Below are 18,286 nucleotides of genomic sequence, written 5' to 3' on the forward strand. Positions count from 1 at the left end.
GAATTCCTCGCGCAGGGCCATCAGGCCGGGCATCTCGGTCTCGGCGATCTTGATCTCGGCGCGGCCGAAATCGGCCAGGCCGATATCCTTGATGACGTAATCGTTCTTGGTGGCGGCAGTCGTGGACACGACGAAACTCCGTGCAAAATGGGGCCGACCAAGACGTGACACACGCCGATCGGCACGGCCGACGCCTTAGCGGCCTTCGCTTTACGGATCAAATATAAAGATATCTTTATATCGCGAAATGGAGTGTGCCCCTCAGGCGGTGCCGCCCCCCGTCACGAGCTGGCGCGGATCGACGCCCGCCGCGCCGAAACCCGCCTGCCACCGATCCTTGGCCAGCATGTCATACAGGATCTCCCGCTCGCCGGCGACATTGAACCAGCAGCCGGGCTCGCACAGTTCGTCCTCCAGCTGTCCGGCATCCCAGCCGGCATAGCCCAGCGCGACGACCCAGCGTTCCGGCCCGCTCCCCTCCGCAATGGCGCGCAGCACGTCGATCGTGCTGGACAGAACCCAGCGGCCCGCGACATCGACGCTGTCCTGCCCCTGCCAGTCATGGGTGTGGAGGACGAAGCCACGCCTGGGCTCGACCGGGCCGCCATAATGGACCGGCGCGTCAGGGGCGTCGCCATGCGCGATCTCGAACTGGTCGAGCAGCGCGTGGAAGCCGATTCCGTCGATCGTCGCGCCCAGTCCGATGCCCAGCGCGCCGCCTTCGTCATGGGCGCACATGGCGATGATCGCATGGTCGAACCGGGGGTCCGCCATGCCCGGCATGGCCAGCAGGAATTGGCCGGATAGAAAGGTCAGTTGATGCACGGGCCGACTATAGGGATCACCGCTTCGCCTCGCCATGCTTGAAATATCCCCGCGTTCGGCCACATCAACCGCTGCCGAAGCCCGGCATGGTGCCGGGACATTGCCCCTAGGATCCCCATAATGACGATCAAGGTCGGAGACCGTCTTCCCACCACCACGCTGGTCAAGGTCACGCCCGAGGGCCCCGAACAGGTATCAACGGCCGATTATTTCGCGGGTCGCCGCGTCGCGCTGTTCGCGGTGCCGGGCGCCTTCACACCCACCTGTTCGGCGCAGCACCTGCCCGGTTTCATCGCACAGGCGGATGCCCTGAAGGCCAAGGGGATCGACGAGATCGCCTGTATCTCGGTCAACGACGCCTTTGTCATGAAGGCCTGGGGCCAGACCAACGCGGCGGACGACATCACCATGCTGGCCGACGGCAATGCCGACTTCGCCAAGGCGATCGACCTGACGCTGGATGGCACCAAGTTCGGCATGGGCACGCGCAGCCAGCGTTATGCGATGCTGGTCAAGGACGGCGTGGTCGAGCAGTTGTTCGTCGAAGCGCCGGGCGAGTTCAAGGTCAGCTCGGCCGAGCATCTGCTCGACAATCTCTGATCGGACGAAAGGCCGAAACGTTCGGATCGCGCGCGGAACAGTGGCTCGGGCCTGCGCGTTTTCCCTGACGAAGCGTTCATAGATGAGAGGAATCCGGTCATGACCACCTATGTTCCCCCCGAAAAGCAGGAGCAGGCCAAGAGCTTTGCCGAAAAGGCCCAAGGGGCGGCCAGGGCAGCCGGCGACAAGGTCAAGGGCCACCCCTATGCGGCGGCCGGTATCGCGGCTGGCGTCGCCGCCGCCGTGGCTGGCGCGGCGCTCGGCGCGGCCAAGCTGCGCACCCCCGCCGATGACGACAACTCGGCCCAGGGTGCCTGATCCTTAGGGACGGTATCGATTGACGGGGCGCGGCTGGCGGCATCGCCGACCGCGCCCCGCTTGCCAGCTTCCGCAACAGGGCCTAGCTCCTGTGTGATGACCCAAGCCGCGCAGATCGTCGAGGAACTCGACAAGCTTTATACCGCCTCCGTCACGCGCCTGAAGGACGCGCTGACCGCCTATCTTGCCGACGGCGCCGTGCCGAGCCTGGAGGATCGGGCCCATGGCTGTTTCACCTATCCCGAAATCCGCCTGACCTATCGCGGCGAAGGCGGCCGACCGACGCCAATGCGCTCGTTCGGGCGGCTGGTATCGCCGGGCGAATACCGGATCAGCGTGACCAAGCCCGCGCTGTTCGCCGATTATCTGGTCGAACAGCTCACCCTGCTGATCGAGGATTACGACGTCACGGTCGAGGCGGTGGCGGGGCGGCAGGAAATCCCCTTCCCCTATGTGCTGGACCCCGGCCATGCCCTGAGCCTGGACACGGTGTCGGCCGCCGAATTGGCGCGCTTCTTCCCCGCGACCGAGCTGGCGCATATCGGTGACGAGATCGCCGACGGGCTCTGGATGACCGCCGACGGCAACCGGCCGCTGGCGCTGTTCGACGGGCTGCGCACCGACTTCTCGCTGGCGCGGCTTCGCCATTATACCGGCACGCCGCCCGAACATTGCCAGCGCTATGTCCTGTTCACAAACTATCACCGCTATGTCGACGAGTTCGTCCGCTGGGGCGCGTCGCAACTGGGCGAGGGATCGCGCTTCACCGCGCTGTCGGGCGCGGGCGGGATCGTGATCGAGCGGCCCGAGGATGTCGACAAGATCGTCACCGACAGCGCGTGGCGGCGGCACCAGATGCCCGCCTATCACCTGGTCGCCAAGGACGGCACCGGCATCACGCTGGTCAATATCGGCGTCGGCCCGTCCAACGCGAAGACGATCTGCGACCACCTGGCGGTCATGCGGCCCGAGGCATGGCTGATGATCGGCCATTGCGGCGGCCTTCGCCCCAGCCAGCGGATCGGCGACTATGTGCTCGCCCATGCCTATCTGCGCGACGACCATGTACTGGACGATGTGCTGCCCCCCGAAATCCCGGTGCCCGCGATCGCGGAGGTCCAGGTCGCGCTCGCCAAGGCGGCCGAGATCGTCTCCGGCCAGTCGGGCGACGAACTCAAGCGCCGCCTGCGCACCGGCACGATCGTCACCACCGACGACCGCAATTGGGAACTGCGCTATTCCAAATCGGCGCTGCGCTTCTCGCTCAGCCGGGCGGTCGGCATCGACATGGAATCGGCCACCATCGCCGCGCAGGGTTATCGCTTCCGCGTGCCCTATGGGACGCTGCTCTGCGTCTCGGACAAGCCGCTGCATGGCGAGCTGAAGCTGCCCGGACAGGCCAATCGCTTCTACGAACGCGCGATCAGCGAGCATATGCGGATCGGCATCGAAACGTGCGAGCAGCTTCGCCGCGAGGGCAACAAGCTGCACAGCCGCAAGCTTCGCGCGTTCAGCGAACCGCCCTTCCGCTGATCCGCAACCGGCGGCGGGGGTGAGCGTTACGGGTACGAACTGAAAACAGGGGATAGTCGATGGTCGAGCCTGCAGACCCGAAAAAGCCACGCCCACCCCGCCGCCGTGCCGCTCCGAAGACGGCAGGCAGCGCCGCGCCGCGCAAGCGCCCCGTGCCCAAGGCGATCGAAAAGCCCGAGCATTCGGCAGAAGAGCCCCCCGTCGCGTCGACCGGAGATACCGCGTCGGACGCGCCGCCGCCTGCGCCCCAGCCCAAGTCGCCGTCCAAGGCGCCGCCCAAGCCCCGCTCCACCAAGCGCACCGCGCCGCGCAAGGCCAGCCCACGCAAACCCGCCACGATCAAGCCCGCCCCCGCTCCGGCACTGGGGAAACATGGGCTGGACAGGATCGGCGGCAAATGGGGCGTCGCCTCGATCCTTGGCAGCCTGGCGGCGGCCGCGGGCGTAACGGCGGCTTTGCTGTCCCTGCGCGGCAGCAGCCCGAAGCAGGACGAGACCGGACATGAGGACGACAAGGAGGTTTAGGCAAGCAGAGTCAGGGCCGATCGACGTTCAGACCGGCCCTGGGATTCCGACGCCGCCCGCAATGGCGGGCCGCCGCCGTCAGGTGTTCAGGAATTGCGCGATCGCCGCGCCCAGTTCGGGCTTCGTCACCGAACTCATATGGTTGCCCGGTATCTCGACATAGCGGCCGCGCGGCAGGGCATCGGCCAGATCGACCGCCGCGCCATTGTCGAAATCATCGACGCCCGCCACGACCAGCGCGGGCAGGTCGAACCCCTCGATCGCGGACATCGGCGTATCGGCAAAGGTCTTGAGGATATGGAGCAGCGCCACCGGGTCGCCGCCGGTGGTCTTCAGGAACGCCTCCGCCATCCATTCCGGGCTGCCACGCTTGTGCTCGCCCAGCCGGGTCAGGATATTGGTGAAATGCTCGACCCGCCGCCCGGTGTGGAGCAGGCCCTCCAGCCCCATGCCCGCAAAGATCGCCTTGCCCGGCTCCGCCCCGGTCGCCAGCATCCGGCTGACCGTCCGCGCGCCCAGCGAATAGCCGCCCAGATCGTAATCGGTCAGCCCCAGATGCTCGACCAGCGCATGGCCGTCGCGGGTCAGGGCGTCCACCGGATAGGCGGCGGGATCATGCGGCTTGCCGCTTTCGCCATGCGCGCGCAGGTCGGGCATGATGACGCGATAGCCACCGGCCGCGATGGCGGCCGCGTGGCCATAGCGGATCCAGTTGGTATAGGCGTCGGAGAAATAGCCATGGATCAGCACCAGAGGCCGCCCCTCCCCCATTTCGCGCCACGCGATCGGCGTCCCGTCGAAGCTGTCGAAGAAGCGGGTTTCGGGGGCGGTGTCGGCCAAGGGTCATCTCCGGTCAGGGCGCGGGTTGGAGGCGTCCTATACCGTATCGCGCGGGATTGGCACGGGCTTTGGCAGGATCCCCGCGCCGCTATCCGATGGTGATGCCCGTAATCCGCCATTCGCCACGTTCGCGCTCCAGCGTGACCGTCTCGATCACATCGGCCGAGGATTCGAAGCGCGTCCTGAACCGGACCATCTGATATCCGGCGGGCGGCGCGGGGATATCGTCCTGGCTCAGGAAGGTCCGCGACACGAGTTTCCCCAGGGGTGTCCGCGCCTTTTCGGATGCCGCCGCCCAGACCGGCTCGGTGTTGAGCTTGCGAAAGGCCGAGCCGGTCGCGCGGTAGCTGTCGGCCCAGCGCCCCTGGTCGACCAGCGCCAGAAAGCGTTGCGCGGCATCCACCACCGCCGGATCGGGGGGCACCGTCGAAGTCGACGCGGTCATTTGCGCGGGAGGGGTCATATGGGTCAGGCCAGCAAGAGCCAGCAGGCCAAGGGCAAAGGTCATGAGCGTTGCTCCCATCAGGATCAGGGGACGGCGAACACCACCCGTTGCGCCGACGATCGGCGCCGGGCCGTCATCGGCCGACGCGGGCGATCGATCTTCCCCAATCCTTCTGTCCCCGACATTTTCGGGGAGCGACACGCCCCCTTCCGCATCGAGCAGCAGGCGGGCCGCCTCCCGACTGCTCGACACCGCCAGCTTGCGACGGGCGTCGCGCAGCCGCTCGTTGATGGTGTGGACCGACAGGTCGAGATTCTGCGCGATCGACTTGGCATCATGGCCCCGGACAATCAGGCGCAGCGTCTGCTTCTCCTTGTCGGTCAGCGCCGCGATCCCGTGTTTATCCCGCATGGTCATCGCCCCGCCCTATGTCCGCCCCCAGCGCGTCGCCACCCCCAATAATTTGTACCCGCGCTTCGAGGGCGTGCCCCATTTGGCTTGGCCCGGCAGATGCGTTAGAAGCGCGCGACCTGCCGCCAGAAGCAGGACGATCAGGATAGGATGCCGGACCCATAACCGGACCCTCGATGACCGCAGCCACAGCCGATACTCCGCCGCCCAGCCCGATCGGGCGGCCGCACAGCCTGCTTGAGGATGCCTATGCAATCTTCATCGGCTGTACGCTGCTGATCGTCGGGCTCGTGTTCCTGAAGGCGGCGGGGCTGGTCACCGGCGGGATCGCGGGTGTCGCACTGCTGCTGTCCTACCTGATCCCGCTGCCCGCGGGCGTGCTGTTCACGCTGGTCAACATCCCCTTCTTCCTGTTCGCGCACAAGGTGATGGGCGCGCGGTTCGCGGTGAAGACCGTGCTGGTCAATGTCGGGATCGGCGTCGCCTCGGCGATTACGCGCGTGTCGGTGCATGTCGATACGGTCCACCCGGCTTTTGCCGCGCTGGTCGGCGGCACGGTGATCGGCATGGGGATATTGTCGCTCGCCCGGCATCAGGCCGGGGTCGGCGGAACCGGGGTCATCACCATCTGGCTCTATCGCAAGCGCGGATGGAATATGGGACTGACCCAGGTCGCGCTCGACGTCTTGATCCTCAGCCTCGCCATCCCGGTGGTGACAGGCACCCAGTTGATCTGGTCGGCGATCAGCGCGGCGGCGATCAGCCTGATCCTCTTCGCCTGGCACCGGCCGGGGCTTTACATGGGGCGGTGAATCACTTCCTCCCCTGCAAGGGGAAGTGGCAGGCCGCCACGCCTGACGGAGGTGTGTCACCCCATCGAGCGCGGGACACCCCTCCACCAGCTTCGCTGGTCACCCTCCCCTTGCAGGGGAGGAATTTTCAGCTTCAGCCCTTCTTCAGGTGGCGACGGCCGAGAAGCTCGGCGATCTGCACCGCGTTCAGCGCGGCCCCCTTGCGGAGATTGTCCGACACGCACCACAGCGACAGGCCGTTGTCGACCGTCGAGTCCTCCCGCACGCGGCTGATGAAGGTCGCATAGTCGCCCACGCATTCGATCGGGGTGACGTATCCGCCGTCCTCACGCTTGTCGATCAGCATGACGCCGGGCGCCTCGCGCAGGATGTCCTGCGCTTCCTTGGCCGAGATTTCCTCTTCGAACTCGATGTTCAGCGCCTCGGAATGGCCGACGAACACGGGCACGCGGACGCAGGTCGCCGTCACCTTGACCTTGGGGTCGAGGATCTTCTTGGTCTCGGCCACCATCTTCCACTCTTCCTTGGTGGAGCCGTCCTCCAGGAAGCTGTCGATGTGCGGGATCACGTTGAAGGCGATCTGCTTGGTGAACTTCTTGGGCTCGGCAGGGTCGCCGACGAAGATGTTGCGGCTCTGCTCGAACAGTTCGTCCATGCCCGCCTTGCCCGCGCCCGACACCGACTGATAGGTCGCGACGACGACGCGCTTGATCGTCGCCTTGTCGTGGAGCGGCTTCAGCGCCACGACCATCTGCGCGGTCGAGCAGTTGGGGTTGGCGATGATGTTCTTGGCCGTATAGCCGTCGATCGCGTCCGGGTTCACTTCCGGCACGATCAGCGGCACGTCCGGGTCCATGCGATAGAGCGACGAATTGTCGATCACGACGCAACCGGCGGCGGCGAATTTGGGGGCATAGACCTTCGTCGCGTCCGATCCGATCGCGAACAGCGCAATGTCCCAGCCGGCGGGATCGAAATGCTCTATATTCTTGATCGTGAGTTTCTTGCCGGTCTCACCAAATTCGATCTGGTCGCCCTGGCTGCGCGACGAGGCGACGACCGCCAGCTCGTCGATCGGGAATTCCCGCTCCGCCAGAATGTTGATCATTTCCCGGCCGACATTGCCCGTCGCCCCGGCGACCACCACGCGATAACCCATTAAACCCTCCACTCGGAAGCGTGAGCCGGTAGCGTCATTGCGCGGACACGTCCACCGACTTTACGAATAGTGCGCATTTGGGAGAAGCAAGCGGGGGTTTAAGGGAGCCATCGCCAGGAAAGGCCCCAGCCTGCGCTGCCGGGGCGACGGAGTGGCGTTCAATCATGCGTGCTGGCCGCCCAGGTGGCGTGGGCGATGCCATGGACGGCCTGGAAATGATCGGTGATCCGGTCGAGTTCGCCCGCCTCGATGATGGTGCTGGTCAGGGTGGCAGTGACGGCCGCCTGATCCTCGCCGCGCTCTTCCGTTTCCAGTTCCGCAACGGGGAGGCCCGCGCGTTCCAGATGCTCGACCAGAAGATCGCCGACCGGCCCGGCATTGGCGGCGGTCGTCGTCAGGCTGACCGTGTAGGTCGCCTCGACATGTCGCCCCTCGACCGGGATGCGGTTGATCGCATCGACCAGCGGGCGCAGCGCGGTGTTCGCCAGCAACACCATGCCGGTCAGCAGGATGGCCTCCGCCACCATGTCGCTGCCCGCGATCGAGCCGACCGCCGCCGAGCACCACAGGGTCGCCGCCGTGTTCAGGCCACGGACGTTCATCCCCTCCTTCATGATGACGCCCGCCCCGAGGAAGCCAATCCCCGACACGACATAGGCGATGATGCGGATCGACTCGACATCGCCGCCCAGCCGCTGGCCAAGATCGACAAAGGCCGCCGCGCCGATCGCAACCAGCGCGTTGGTGCGCAGCCCGGCGGTGCGTTGGCGGTACTGCCGCTCCGCCCCGATCACCGTGCCCAGCACGAACGCGGTCAGATAGCTGACCAGCGTGTCGAGGAACGGCCAGAGATGGAAGGTCTTCAGGAATGCCATATGCGTCACCCTAGTTCCTCCCCTGCAAGGGCAGGGGAACCGCCGCGAAGCGGTGGTGGAGGGGTGTCACCGCCAGCGTGGACACCCCTCCGTCAGGGCTGCGCCCTGCCCCCCCCTTACAGGGGAGGAATGACGGCGTTATTTCGCCTTCTTGTCCTTCACCGTCCGGTCGAGGAAGTTCAGGATCGTGTGCCACAGATGCTCCGACACGCCCGGGCCGCCGACGCGGTGGGTCTGCCCAGGATAGAGCATCATCTCGAACGGCGTATCCGTCTTCTGCATCTCGGCCGCGAAGGCGGTCGCATTGTCGAGGAACACATTGTCGTCCGCCATGCCGTGGATCAGCATCAGCGGGTCGCGGATCTTCGCGGCATCGGTGATCGCCTGCGACGTTTCATAGCTCTTCGGGTCGGTCCGCGGATCGCCCAGATACCGCTCGGTATAATGGGTATCGTAAAGCTGCCAGTCGGTGACCGGCGCGCCCGACACGGCGGCGGCATAGACGCCCGGCGTCTTTTCCAGCATCTTGATCGACATATAGCCGCCGTAAGACCAGCCATAGGTCGCAATCCGCGCCGGATCGACGAAGGGCAACGTCTTCAGATAGTTCGCGCCCGCAAGCTGGTCGGCGACCTCGACCGTGCCCATCGCGTGGTAGATGGCATCCTCGAACGCCTTGCCGCGATTATACGAGCCGCGATTGTCGATCTGGAAGAAAATCCAGCCCTGATCGACCAGATATTGCGGCAGAGCGCCCTGCCATCCGCGCGTGACCTGCTGGCCGGTGCCGGGACCGCCATAATGCTGGAAGAAGACGGGGTAGCGCTTGCCCGGCTCCAGCTTGGGGGTGATCATCTCCCAATAGAGCGTCGTGCCGTCATCGGCCTTGATCGTGCCGAACTTCGTCTCGCGATGGCTGGCGAGATAGGGCGCATAGGGATGGCCCGCGACAATCGCATTCTCGTTGATCCAGCTCAGCCGCTTGCCGGTGGTGTCGGCCAGATAGACCTGGGTCGGCTGGCTCGGGCTGGAGCGCGAGACGATGAAGCGGCTGGCCGACGAGTCCATCGTCGCGCTGTTGGTATAGCCGCGCTCGGTCAGGCGGGTGATGACGTTCGGATGCGCGATGTCGACGGCATAGAGATGCTGTTCGAGCACATCGTCCTTCAGGCCGGTGAAATAGAGCCGCCCCTTGGCCTCGTCGACGCCCACCAGGTTGGTGACGACCCACGGCCCCTTGGTCAGTTGCGTCCACTGGCCGTTTGCGAAGCGATAGAGATGGCCATAGCCGTCGCGCTCCGACCGCCAGATCAGGCTGCCATCCTTCATCGGGCGATAGGCGTCGGACAGGTTCAGCCAGCTCCGCTCACCCGAACGCTCGGTGAAGAGCAGGGTCGACTTGCCCGTGGTCGGATCGACGCGCAGCATGTCGAGCGTCTTCTGGTCGCGGCTTTCGCGCTGGACGAGCAAAGTCTTGCCGTCCGGCGTCCAGTCGACACGCGCCAGATAGATGTCGGGATTCGGGCCGAGATCGACCTTTACCCGGCCCGATCCGTCCGCCTTCATGACATAGAGGTCGACCAGCGCGTTGGGCGTGCCCGCCGCCGGATAGCGTTGCTCATAGACCTTGGTGCCCGCCGCACCGATGGCGGCGCGGACGGCGACCTTGACGGGGGCCTCATCGAACCGCTCGACCGCGATGTAGCGCTCGTCGGGACTCCACCAATAGCCGGTGAAGCGATGCATCTCCTCCTGCGCGACGAACTCCGCCTCGCCGAAATGGACAGTGCCGCCGCCTTCGGTGGTCAGCGGCCGCGCCTCACCCCCGCCCAAGGGCATGGCCCACAAATTCTGGTCGCGCACGAAGCTGACATAGCCGCCCTTGGGGCTGACGATCGGGTTCAACTCACCGCCCGGCGTGTTGGTCAGGCGACGGACCTGCCCGTCAAGGCCGGCGAGATACAGGTCGCCGTCGAGCGGCACCAGGATCGACTTGCCGTCGGGCGCCCAGTCATAGGCGACGATGCCCTTCGATCCGCCGATGCGCGCGCGCTCGCGCTGCATCTTCTCCGCCTCGGACAGTTCGGCGCCCGAGCCGACCTTCTTGGAATCGACCAGCATCCGCTCCTCGCCGGTCCGCGTGTCGCGCGCCCAGAGGTCGAGCCGTTCGCGTTCGTCCGCGCGCGGGCGCAACGACGTCAGCAGCGTCCCGTCGGGCGACAGGCGCAGCCCGCGCGGCTGCGATCCCGACAGATCGGGGCTGCCAAAGACCCGCGCCAGCGTCAGCTCGCCCTGCTTCGCATCCGTCTCAGCGGCCATGGCCGGCGCTCCCGAACCCATTGCGATCGAAACCCCGACCGAAGCCAGCGCCAGCCCCAGCACCCATTTGCGCATCCATACCACTCCAGACCCTTCACCGCCGGATCGAACCCGGCGCATGGCGGCGCGTTATCGCGAGGGCATGGCGATCCGTAAAGCGGGTTTGCCGCAAGGCCGCCGCCTCACGCCGCCCCCGCCTTCGCCGCCGAGGCAATCCGTAAACTCCGCGTTAACAAATTTGGATTAAGATGTGCGATGGAAACGGTACCGGGACTGCCCATCTCTTGCCGTGGCCGGGGCTTTATCGGAACGGACATGGCGATCTCGACGGCAATCGACACTCAACCCGATCGGCGGGGTGACATTCTTGCTATCCTGGCGCAGCTCGGTAGCGCGGCGCACCCCCATGTCCATGCACTGCTGATGCCGCAGGCGTTGCTCCACGACCTGACCGATGCGGTCCACGCCATCTGCACCGTCCATGGCAACCACCCCAGCATGATCGATTACGCCATGGCGCGCGGTATCGAGATCGAAACGCTGCCCTGGCTGATCCAGTCCTCCAGGGCCTTTGCGCAGGAGCGCGCCTTCCTCGCCAATCTGACCTCCGCCGCCGGTCCCCTGCCTTCCACGCCCGGCCAGGCGCTGACCGACGCGGCGCTGACCCAGTTGCGCCACACGCTGGAGATGCTGGCCAATTCCGATCGGCGCGGTTGCGCCACGGGTGCTGTCTCCGCGCTGATCCTCGACTGGCGGGCGATCCGGCAGGTCCTCGATCAGGCCGCGCGCCGATTCGGCGTGCCAGTCCTGCCACTGGATCTTCCCCCGCCGATCCTCGACGTGGCGCAGGACGAATTCGCCCTCGGCCTGCCGCGCGCGCGGGGATTCGGGGCGACTCAACTGCTCGGCCAGCATCGCGGCCTGTGGGACATTCTGGAGGCCCGGGCCAGCGCCCGCAGGGGATAGTATGCCGACCGTCCGGGGGGTTCGCCATTCGGCGTGGATATCCCTCGACTCATCACCCTAACGCCGCGTTAACCGACTCGCACCATTCCCGATTAAGCGGTCGATGCTAGCGTGATCGCCATGAAAGCCATGGTGTTCAAAGCAATAATATCGCTCTGCGCACTGACGATCGCGTTGCCGCTCCAGGCGCGATCGTTGCTCGATTATGTCGGCCAGTGCGTACCCTTTGCCCGTCAAGCCTCCGGTATCCCGATCTATGGCGATGCCTGGACATGGTGGGGCCAGGCGGAGGGCAAATATCCGCGTGGCCACAGCCCCCGCGTCGGCGCGGTCGTCGTGTTCGAGAGGACGAGCCGCCTGCCGCTGGGCCATGTCGCGGTGGTCAGCCGCGTCGTCGAGGACCGCGTCCTGATGCTGACCCATGCCAACTGGTCGCTCCAGAATGGCGAGCGCGGCCATGCCGAACAGGACGTGACGCTGTTCGACGTCTCGCCCGCCAATGACTGGAGCATGGTCAAGGTCTGGTTCCGCGACTCGGACGGGCTCGGCAGTTCGACCTATCCCATATACGGCTTCATCTATGGCAAGGGGCGCACGGCCCCCGAACTGACCGGCGACAAGCCCGATTATGTCGGCGCGCTGATCGACGCCTATGTCGCACGCTGATCGGCGATAGGCACCCCCTCGAACGGTCCCCGAGCGGCGCTCGGGCAGCTCCGGCTCAGACCGATGCCGGCCGGTGCACCACGCCCCCCGTCATCGGCGCGGCCACCCCGGTCGTGCCCGGAAAGCTGATCGGCCGTTCCGTCAGCCGCCGCACCGCCATATAGGCGAAGCCCTGCGCCTCCAGCGCATCGCCGTCCCAACCCTGCCCATCGGTCGGCTCGGGAGTCAGGCCCGTCTCGGCCGCGATCATCGCCAGCATCGTGGCATTATGCCGCCCGCCGCCCGCGACCAGCAGGCGGTCTGGCCGCTCGGGCAGATGGTCCAGCGCGCGCGCCACCGTCCGCGCGGTAAAGGCGGTCAGCGTCGCGGCACCATCCGCCGCCGACAGCCCCCGCGCCGGCTGGATAGTGAAGTCGTTGCGATCGAGCGACTTGGGCGGGGCGAGGTCGAACCAGCCATTGTCCATCATGGTGTCGAGCACCGTCGGCTCGACCCGCCCCGCCGCCGCCATATCCCCGTTCGCGTCATAGCGCTGGCCGGTCTCCGCCTCCATCCAATGGTCGATCAGGCCATTGGCCGGGCCGGTGTCGAACGCGATCAGCGCCCCGTCGCGACCGATCCAGCTGATATTGGCGACGCCGCCCAGGTTCAGGATCGCCACCGGCTTGGCAAGATCGGCGGCCAGCGCGGCGTGATAGATGGGGATGAGGGGCGCGCCCTGCCCACCCGCCGCGACATCGGCCGAGCGGAAGTCCGACACGGTGACGATGCCCGTCGCATCGGCCAGCGCCTGTCCGTCGCCGATCTGCCAGGTCCAGCCGCGGTCGGGACGATGCGCGACCGTCTGGCCATGGAAACCGATGACGTCGACCGCCTCCGCCTCGACGCCCGCATCGCGCAGCAGCTTCTGAACGACCATCGCATGGGTCCGCACGATCAAATCGCTGGCCGCGACGATCGACGGGCTGGCGCGCGGCCGGTCGAAGGTCAGCGCCAGCGCGGTCGCCTCCGCCAGTTCGGCCCGGGCCAGGTCGGAATAGGCCTCGCCCCGAAAGGCGATCGGCCGAACGAGCGCCTCGCCATCGGTTTCGATCAGCGCGGCGTCCACCCCATCCAGCGAGGTCCCCGACATCAATCCGATCGCCAGCATCACGCCTTCACCCACCTATGTTATATGCCCCTCTTGCCGGGATCGCCGCACGCTGTCGACCACATGCGTTGAGGCCATCTGGAAAAGCGTCGCATTTTGCCCTATGTGCGCGCGTATCCCATGGCAACCAAACTCCCTACTCCGCCGCGCGTCGGCATGGTCTCGCTCGGCTGTCCCAAGAATCTGGTCGACAGCGAACGCATCCTGACCCAGCTTCGCGCCGATGGCTATCAGATGTCGCCCGACTATGCGGGCGCGGACGTCGTGCTCGTCAACACCTGCGGCTTTCTCGACTCCGCCAAGGAGGAAAGCCTTGAGGCGATCGGCGAGGCGATCAAGGAGAATGGCCGCGTCATCGTGACCGGATGCATGGGCAAGGAAGCCGAGGCGATCCGCACCCGATTCCCGGACGTGCTCGCCATCACCGGCGCGCATGAATATGAGCAGGTGGTGGAGGCCGTCCACGCCGCCGCGCCCGCCAACCTGTCGCCCTATATCGACCTGATCCCCGATGCCGGCCTGAAGCTGACACCGCGCCATTACAGCTATCTGAAGATTTCGGAGGGCTGCAACCATCGGTGCAGCTTCTGCATCATCCCGTCGCTTCGCGGCGATCTGGTCAGCCGCCGCCCCGACGCCATCCTGCGCGAGGCGGAGAAGCTGGTCGCGGCGGGCACGCGCGAGCTGCTGGTCATCAGCCAGGATACCTCGGCCTATGGCATCGACATCCGCAAGGAACCGCGGATGTGGAAGGGGCAGGAGGTCGTGCCGCACATGACCGACCTAGCCCGCGAACTGGGCAAGATCGCGCCGTGGGTGCGGTTGCATTACGTCTATCCCTATCCGCATGTGGATCAGGTGATCCCGCTGATGGCCGAGGGGCTGGTGCTGCCCTATCTGGACATTCCGTTCCAGCATGCCGCGCCATCGGTCCTTCGCCGCATGAAGCGCCCCGGCAATGACGCCAAGGTGCTGCAACGCATCCATCAGTGGCGCGACATCTGCCCCGATATCGCGATCCGCTCGACCTTCGTTGTCGGCTTCCCCGGCGAGACGGAGGAGGATTTCGAATATCTGCTCGACTGGCTGGACGAGGCGCAGCTCGACCGGGTCGGTGCCTTCCGCTTCGAGCCCGTCGAGGGCGCGGCCGCCAACGCCCTGCCCGATCACGTCCCCGAGGAAGTGAAGGAAGAGCGTTACGCGCGGATCATGGAAAAGACCGCCGCCATCTCCGCCGCCAAGCTCGCCGCCAAGGTCGGCCGCACCCTGCCCGTCATCATCGACGCGGTGGATGACGAAGGCGGCGCGACGGGCCGTAGCCAAGCCGACGCGCCCGAGATCGACGGAGAGGTCTTCCTGCGTGACGCCGGGCATCTGACGGTCGGCGACATCGTGGCGGTCGAGATCGAGGATGCCGACGAGCACGACCTGTACGGCGTGCCGGTCACAGGAAACGCATGAGCATCATCACCAATCCGGCCATCGACACCAGATAGGCCAGCGACCGGACATAGCGGACGCCAAAGAGGTACAGCGGCACATAGGCGACCCGCGCGAGGAACCATATCCACGCGCCGGTCGCCGCGATCCCGCCGCTCCGCCCGGTGACCGCCAAGCCCAGCGCCAGTGCGATGAAGACCGGCCAGGTCTCGCGATAATTGGCGAAGGCCCGCTCGGCACGCCCGGCATGGCGACCCAGCGGTGCGGGCGTCCCGTCCCGCGGCCCCGCATTCCATCCGATCCCCCGGTCGATCGTCGCCATCTGCGACTGCAGCGCGATGTGGATGAACAACAGGATGATCGACCAGCCCAGGATCGTCAGTTCGGTGGTCATGAGCTTCCCCTCCCGTTCAGTCCACCCCGGCGGGGGCCGGGGTCCCTTTACGGCGTCGCCCGAGGTGCAATATGCCCTCTCCAACGCAAGGCATTGCAACTCGACCCCGATCTTCGCGGGGGTGGCATCAATTTCTGCCGAACCGTTCGCATCGAGCGCAGTCGAAGCCCACGCCCCTGCCCCCAACGCTCCCGTTGCACCGTCCCCGCAAACCTGCTTCCTTGGGCGCCATGAAATACCCCTTTTTGCTGGCGGCCGTCGCGCTCGTCGCTCCCGCTCCGCTTCTTGCCCAAGCGCTGACCCCGGCCGAAACACAGAAGATCGATACGCTGGTGGCGAAGACGCTGGCCGATACCGGCGTTCCCTCCGCCTCGATCGCGGTGGTGCGGGGCGGCCGGATCGTGTTCGCCAAGGCCTATGGCAAGCAGTTCGAGGGACAGACCAGCCCCGCCGACCCCAGCCTCCCCTACCAGATCGCGTCCGTCTCCAAGCAGTTCACCGCCACCGCCGTCCAGTTGCTGGCGGATGAGGGCAAGCTGTCGCTGGATGATAGCGTCAGCAAATATGTCCCCGGCATCACCGATGGCGACAAGATCACCATCCGCCAACTCCTGAGCCACACCTCGGGCCTGCGCGACTATTGGCCGCAGGATTACAGCTTCAAGGCGATGGCGACCCCGACCACGCCGCAAGGAATCGTCGATCGCTGGGCCAAGGCACCACTGGATTTCCAGCCCGGCACCCAATGGCAATATTCCAACACCGGCTATGTCGTCGCGGGGATGATCGTCGAGAAGGTGTCCGGCCAACCGCTGCTCGATTTCCTGCAGGCGCGCGTCTTCCGCCCCCTGGGCATTCGTGCGGTCGATCAGGACAAGGCGGTCGGCCGCGGCTTCCCGCAGGGCTATCTTCGCCACGCGCTCGGCCCCGTCCGGGTGGAGACGCCCGCGGCGTCGGGCTGGCTCTATGCGGCGGGGGAACTCGCCATGTCGCCGGGGGACCTGGCCAAATGGGACGTGGCGCGGATGAACCGCACACTGTTGCCACCGCAGGACTGGGACGAGCAGGAAAAGGCGGTCAAGCTGACCGACGGCTCCAGCACCAATTACGGGTTGGGCGTCGGCGTCGGCACGGCGGACGGCCGCCGCGTCGTCGAGCATAGCGGCGAGGCGGTCGGCTTCCTGACCGAGAATATCGTCTACCCGGATGACAAGGCCGCCGTGGTGGTCGCGGTCAATGCCTGGTTCGCGGATGCGCAGAGCCGGATCGCGAAAGGCATTTCCAGCATCATCCTGCGCGCGCCCAAGCCGAGCGCCGAGGACGCCGCCGCGCTCGACCGGACCCGCCAGGTCTATACCCAGCTTCAGGCGGGGAAGCTCGACCGGTCGCTGCTGACCGAGGACGCGGCCTATTATTTCACGCCCGCGACCATGGCCGATTACCGGGCCAGCCTGTCGCCGCTCGGCGTGCCGACGAAGATCGAACAGGTGGGCAGGACGCGCCTGCGGGGCGGCTTCGTCAACCGGTCCTATCGCGTGACCTACCCGGCCCGCGCTCTGCGGATCAGCACCTATGCCGAGCCCGGCGCGAACGGAAAGATCGAACAATTCCTGGTGAGCCCTGCAGAATGATGGATTTTACCCCCCTGCTTCAACCCGATCGGGGACAACCCGCGCGGGCGATCACGCTGCTGGCCGCCGACGCCCTCGACGCCTGGCTGAACGGCCAGTCGGCGACGATCCGCGCGCTGGCCGCCGCGCAGCGTTTCGCCGCCAAACCGAATACGCATCTCCTCATCCCCAGGGATGATGGGATTGCCGTGGTCGCTGGCATCGCCGATGCCGGATCGCCCTGGGCGCTGGCGAAGCTGGCGGAGGCGCTGCCCGAGGGCGTCTATCGCCTCGACGGGATGGACGTCGGGGCGAATGCGCTCGGCTGGCTGCTCGGCCAGTATCGCTTCACCCGCTATCGCAAGGCGGAGGATGCGGGCGCTCGCGTCCTGCTGACCCGTGACGTGGCGCACCGCGACGAGGTGATCCGCATCGCCGCCGCGACCGCGCTTGTCCGCGATCTCGTCAATACCGGCGCAGGCGATCTCGGCCCGGCGGAGCTGGAAGCGGAAGCGGCGGCGCTCGCCAGCGCGCATCATGCCCGGATCACCGTGACGGCGGGCGAGACGCTGGCGCGTGACTATCCGATGATCCATGCGGTCGGTCAGGCCGCCACGCGCGACCGCGCGCCGCGCCTGATCGAACTGCAATGGGGCGACCCCGCGCATCCGCGCATCGCGATCGTCGGCAAGGGCGTATGTTTCGATACCGGCGGACTCGACATCAAGCCGTCCTCTGGCATGCGCCTGATGAAGAAGGACATGGGCGGCGCGGCGCATGCGCTGGCGCTGGCCGGGCTGGTGATGGCGGCAAAGCTGCCGGTGCGGCTCCACCTCTTGATCCCGGCGGTCGAGAATGCCGTATCGGGGGCGTCCTTCCGCCCCGGGGACGTGCTGCGCACGCGCAAGGGTCTGACGGTCGAGAACACCAATACCGATGCCGAAGGCCGCCTGATCCTGGGCGACGCATTGACCCGCGCGGGCGAGGAAAAGCCCGAATTGATCCTCGACTTCGCCACGCTAACCGGCGCGGCGCGCGTGGCGCTGGGCCCGGACCTGCCGCCGCTGTTCAGCGATGACGAGGCGCTGGCGACGGCGCTGCTGGCGGCAGGCGTGGCCGAGGACGACCCGGTGTGGCGGCTGCCGCTTTGGGATGGCTATGACGACATGCTCAAGTCCGACATCGCCGACATGGTGAACGCGCCGGACGGGGGTTTTGCGGGCGCGATCACCGCCGCGCTGTTCCTGCGGCGGTTCGTGCCCAAGGACACCGCCTGGGCGCATCTCGACGTGTTCGCATGGCGGCCCGCGGGCAAGCCGGGTCGGCCCAAGGGGGGCGACGCCTATGCGCTGCGGGCGGCGTACCGGATGTTGAAGGAACGCTATTCGGGAGCGTGAGC

Annotated in this window: 19 protein-coding genes; 10 read left to right on the plus strand and 9 right to left on the minus strand. The window is 66.5% G+C overall.

Annotated elements, in window-relative coordinates; all coding sequences use genetic code 11:
- Both ABDV78_RS14640 and ABDV78_RS14645 read right to left on the minus strand, forming a co-directional pair.
- Positions 1 to 129, minus strand: a 129-nt coding sequence (locus tag ABDV78_RS14640) for an adenosylhomocysteinase (RefSeq protein WP_343528198.1), incomplete at its 3' end; no start/stop codon positions are given.
- Between the two features lie 132 nt (positions 130 to 261).
- Positions 262 to 825: a YqgE/AlgH family protein gene (locus ABDV78_RS14645; protein WP_343528146.1), complete on the minus strand. Its 564-nt coding sequence runs from the start codon at positions 823 to 825 to the stop codon at positions 262 to 264.
- Between the two features lie 120 nt (positions 826 to 945).
- On the opposite strand from ABDV78_RS14645, the gene ABDV78_RS14650 reads away from it, so the two are divergent.
- The 4 genes from ABDV78_RS14650 (at position 946) to ABDV78_RS14665 (ending at position 3,800) form a co-directional block, all read left to right on the plus strand.
- The gene (locus ABDV78_RS14650) at positions 946 to 1,425 is read left to right on the plus strand and encodes a peroxiredoxin (protein WP_343528147.1); all 480 of its coding nucleotides are present in this window, start codon (positions 946 to 948) and stop codon (positions 1,423 to 1,425) included.
- 99 nt (positions 1,426 to 1,524) lie between these two features.
- Positions 1,525 to 1,743: a hypothetical protein gene (locus ABDV78_RS14655; RefSeq protein ID WP_343528148.1), complete on the plus strand. Its 219-nt coding sequence runs from the start codon at positions 1,525 to 1,527 to the stop codon at positions 1,741 to 1,743.
- Between the two features lie 96 nt (positions 1,744 to 1,839).
- Positions 1,840 to 3,276 carry an AMP nucleosidase gene (locus tag ABDV78_RS14660; protein ID WP_343528149.1) on the plus strand — a complete coding sequence of 479 codons (1,437 nt, stop codon included), beginning with the start codon at positions 1,840 to 1,842 and terminating at the stop codon, positions 3,274 to 3,276.
- Between the two features lie 59 nt (positions 3,277 to 3,335).
- A complete protein-coding gene (locus ABDV78_RS14665) occupies positions 3,336 to 3,800 on the plus strand; it encodes a hypothetical protein (protein WP_343528150.1) in 465 nt (154 codons plus the stop codon).
- A 78-nt stretch (positions 3,801 to 3,878) separates the two neighbouring features.
- Here ABDV78_RS14665 and ABDV78_RS14670 read toward each other — a convergent pair whose 3' ends face one another.
- Together ABDV78_RS14670 and ABDV78_RS14675 are read right to left on the minus strand one after the other, a co-directional pair.
- A complete protein-coding gene (locus ABDV78_RS14670) occupies positions 3,879 to 4,640 on the minus strand; it encodes an alpha/beta fold hydrolase (RefSeq protein WP_343528151.1) in 762 nt (253 codons plus the stop codon).
- A gap of 88 nt (positions 4,641 to 4,728) precedes the next feature.
- Positions 4,729 to 5,502, minus strand: a complete 774-nt coding sequence (locus ABDV78_RS14675; protein ID WP_343528152.1) for a DUF4019 domain-containing protein — start codon at positions 5,500 to 5,502, stop codon at positions 4,729 to 4,731.
- Between the two features lie 170 nt (positions 5,503 to 5,672).
- On the opposite strand from ABDV78_RS14675, the gene ABDV78_RS14680 reads away from it, so the two are divergent.
- Entirely contained in the window at positions 5,673 to 6,308 is a 636-nt protein-coding gene (locus ABDV78_RS14680; RefSeq protein ID WP_343528153.1) for a YitT family protein, read from the plus strand.
- A 133-nt stretch (positions 6,309 to 6,441) separates the two neighbouring features.
- Here the strand turns inward: ABDV78_RS14680 and ABDV78_RS14685 are convergent, their stop codons facing one another.
- The 3 genes from ABDV78_RS14685 to ABDV78_RS14695 all read right to left on the minus strand — a co-directional run bounded on the left by ABDV78_RS14685 (position 6,442) and on the right by ABDV78_RS14695 (position 10,736).
- A complete protein-coding gene (locus ABDV78_RS14685; RefSeq protein ID WP_343528154.1) occupies positions 6,442 to 7,467 on the minus strand; it encodes an aspartate-semialdehyde dehydrogenase in 1,026 nt (341 codons plus the stop codon).
- Positions 7,468 to 7,625: 158 nt separating this feature from the next.
- Positions 7,626 to 8,342 carry an MgtC/SapB family protein gene (locus ABDV78_RS14690; RefSeq protein ID WP_343528199.1) on the minus strand — a complete coding sequence of 239 codons (717 nt, stop codon included), beginning with the start codon at positions 8,340 to 8,342 and terminating at the stop codon, positions 7,626 to 7,628.
- Positions 8,343 to 8,480: 138 nt separating this feature from the next.
- Positions 8,481 to 10,736 (minus strand): DPP IV N-terminal domain-containing protein, encoded by a 2,256-nt coding sequence (locus ABDV78_RS14695; RefSeq protein WP_343528155.1) that lies wholly within the window; start codon positions 10,734 to 10,736, stop codon positions 8,481 to 8,483.
- 240 nt (positions 10,737 to 10,976) lie between these two features.
- On the opposite strand from ABDV78_RS14695, the gene ABDV78_RS14700 reads away from it, so the two are divergent.
- Positions 10,977 to 11,627 (plus strand): hypothetical protein, encoded by a 651-nt coding sequence (locus ABDV78_RS14700; RefSeq protein ID WP_343528156.1) that lies wholly within the window; start codon positions 10,977 to 10,979, stop codon positions 11,625 to 11,627.
- 129 nt (positions 11,628 to 11,756) lie between these two features.
- Positions 11,757 to 12,293 (plus strand): CHAP domain-containing protein, encoded by a 537-nt coding sequence (locus ABDV78_RS14705; RefSeq protein WP_343528200.1) that lies wholly within the window; start codon positions 11,757 to 11,759, stop codon positions 12,291 to 12,293.
- A 55-nt stretch (positions 12,294 to 12,348) separates the two neighbouring features.
- Here ABDV78_RS14705 and ABDV78_RS14710 read toward each other — a convergent pair whose 3' ends face one another.
- On the minus strand, positions 12,349 to 13,443 hold the full coding sequence (locus ABDV78_RS14710; RefSeq protein ID WP_343528201.1) for an anhydro-N-acetylmuramic acid kinase: 1,095 nt from the start codon (positions 13,441 to 13,443) through the stop codon (positions 12,349 to 12,351).
- Between the two features lie 120 nt (positions 13,444 to 13,563).
- Here ABDV78_RS14710 and rimO point away from each other — a divergent pair, with 120 nt between their 5' ends.
- Positions 13,564 to 14,904 (plus strand): 30S ribosomal protein S12 methylthiotransferase RimO, encoded by a 1,341-nt coding sequence (rimO, locus tag ABDV78_RS14715; RefSeq protein ID WP_343528157.1) that lies wholly within the window; start codon positions 13,564 to 13,566, stop codon positions 14,902 to 14,904.
- Here rimO and ABDV78_RS14720 read toward each other — a convergent pair.
- Positions 14,888 to 15,277, minus strand: a complete 390-nt coding sequence (locus ABDV78_RS14720) for an MAPEG family protein (RefSeq protein WP_343528158.1) — start codon at positions 15,275 to 15,277, stop codon at positions 14,888 to 14,890. The two genes, rimO and ABDV78_RS14720, sit on opposite strands and share 17 nt — an antisense overlap.
- Positions 15,278 to 15,507: 230 nt before the next feature.
- On the opposite strand from ABDV78_RS14720, the gene ABDV78_RS14725 reads away from it, so the two are divergent.
- Both ABDV78_RS14725 and ABDV78_RS14730 read left to right on the plus strand, forming a co-directional pair.
- Positions 15,508 to 16,908, plus strand: coding sequence for a serine hydrolase domain-containing protein (locus ABDV78_RS14725; RefSeq protein WP_343528160.1), 1,401 nt, complete (start codon positions 15,508 to 15,510; stop codon positions 16,906 to 16,908).
- Positions 16,905 to 18,284, plus strand: a complete 1,380-nt coding sequence (locus ABDV78_RS14730; protein ID WP_343528161.1) for a leucyl aminopeptidase family protein — start codon at positions 16,905 to 16,907, stop codon at positions 18,282 to 18,284. Before ABDV78_RS14725 ends, ABDV78_RS14730 begins: the two co-directional genes overlap by 4 nt.
- Positions 18,285 to 18,286 lie beyond the last annotated feature (2 nt).

The sequence above is a fragment of the Sphingomonas sp. genome, assembly GCF_039594485.1.
GTDB lineage: Bacteria > Pseudomonadota > Alphaproteobacteria > Sphingomonadales > Sphingomonadaceae > Sphingomonas.